Annotated in this window: 9 tRNA genes; all 9 read left to right on the top strand. The window is 47.0% G+C overall.

Annotation, left to right across the window (positions count from 1 at the left end):
* Window positions 1-34 precede the first annotated feature (34 nt).
* A tRNA-Gly gene (locus tag COD11_RS25965) sits at window positions 35-109 on the top strand.
* A 9-nt stretch (window positions 110-118) separates the two neighbouring features.
* A tRNA-Leu gene (locus tag COD11_RS25960) sits at window positions 119-207 on the top strand.
* Window positions 208-266: 59 nt separating this feature from the next.
* Window positions 267-343 (top strand) — tRNA-Arg (locus tag COD11_RS25955).
* Window positions 344-447: 104 nt separating this feature from the next.
* Window positions 448-524: transfer RNA gene (locus COD11_RS25950), tRNA-Pro, on the top strand.
* An 18-nt stretch (window positions 525-542) separates the two neighbouring features.
* Window positions 543-615: transfer RNA gene (locus COD11_RS25945), tRNA-Ala, on the top strand.
* Between the two features lie 156 nt (window positions 616-771).
* A tRNA-Met gene (locus COD11_RS25940) sits at window positions 772-845 on the top strand.
* A 42-nt stretch (window positions 846-887) separates the two neighbouring features.
* Window positions 888-961: transfer RNA gene (locus COD11_RS25935), tRNA-Ile, on the top strand.
* 8 nt (window positions 962-969) lie between these two features.
* Window positions 970-1,062 (top strand) — tRNA-Ser (locus COD11_RS25930).
* A gap of 174 nt (window positions 1,063-1,236) precedes the next feature.
* A tRNA-Met gene (locus tag COD11_RS25925) sits at window positions 1,237-1,313 on the top strand.
* The last annotated feature ends 1 nt before the right edge of the window (window position 1,314 follow it).

Here is a 1,314-nt window from a genome sequence, read left to right as displayed (position 1 = left end):
TTTTTTCGCGTTAGCGAAAATAACTAACAATAATGCGGAAGTAGTTCAGTGGTAGAACACCACCTTGCCAAGGTGGGGGTCGCGGGTTCGAATCCCGTCTTCCGCTCCAATAATTAGTGCCGGGGTGGCGGAACTGGCAGACGCACAGGACTTAAAATCCTGCGGTAGGTGACTACCGTACCGGTTCGATTCCGGTCCTCGGCACCATAGTTTTTCGCGCTAGCAAAAAGCTTACCTTAATTTTTATAGATTAATTTAGATTATTTGCGCCCGTAGCTCAATTGGATAGAGCGTTTGACTACGGATCAAAAGGTTAGGGGTTCGACTCCTCTCGGGCGCGCCAATCTTAAATGATAGAAATAGGAAGTCAGAAGTGAGATTTTATGCTACGCTTCAGGTAAATATAAAATCTTTGACCCTCTTACATCCCACATGTGATATTTAGAACGGGAAGTAGCTCAGCTTGGTAGAGCACTTGGTTTGGGACCAAGGGGTCGCAGGTTCGAATCCTGTCTTCCCGACCATTCATTTATTATGATTATGGGGCCTTAGCTCAGCTGGGAGAGCGCCTGCTTTGCACGCAGGAGGTCAGCGGTTCGATCCCGCTAGGCTCCACTTGTAATTTTATATTTTAGTTTTTGGCGGTGTAGCTCAGCTGGCTAGAGCGAGCCGTAAACATCCTGAATTAGCTTCATTGTAGGCTTGCGAGGAATGTGTCTGACAAGAGACATGACGAGCATGGCTTTTAAACAGTGAGCGTTTTGTAATTAGGGCGGTGTAGCTCAGCTGGCTAGAGCGTACGGTTCATACCCGTGAGGTCGTGGGTTCGATTCCCTCCGCCGCTATTAAAGAATAATGATTAAAATAAATGAGTAAAATCATTTATTGGACCCTTAGCTCAGCTGGTTAGAGCAGACGGCTCATAACCGTCCGGTCGTAGGTTCGAGTCCTACAGGGTCCATTTATTACGGAGGAATACCCAAGTCCGGCTGAAGGGATCGGTCTTGAAAACCGACAGGGGTGTCAAAGCCCGCAGGGGTTCGAATCCCCTTTCCTCCTCCATATTTCTAAAACTTTTTTTATATTTATCATCGCGGGGTGGAGCAAGTGAATAAGCTCCATTGAGTTACATCAGCGTACCGATTGAGCAACATCTTGAATCATCTTTCTGAAATCGGGACGGTCCGTACAAGATAATAAACTGAGTTCATAGAAAAACTATTTCAATTTTACCATCGCGGGGTGGAGCAGTCTGGTAGCTCGTCGGGCTCATAACCCGAAGGTCGCAGGTTCAAATCCTGTCCCCGCAACCAA

This window comes from Bacillus sp. AFS040349 (assembly GCF_002577655.1).
Lineage (GTDB): Bacteria > Bacillota > Bacilli > Bacillales > Bacillaceae > Metabacillus.
This window is presented reverse-complemented; position numbering and strand designations above follow the sequence as displayed.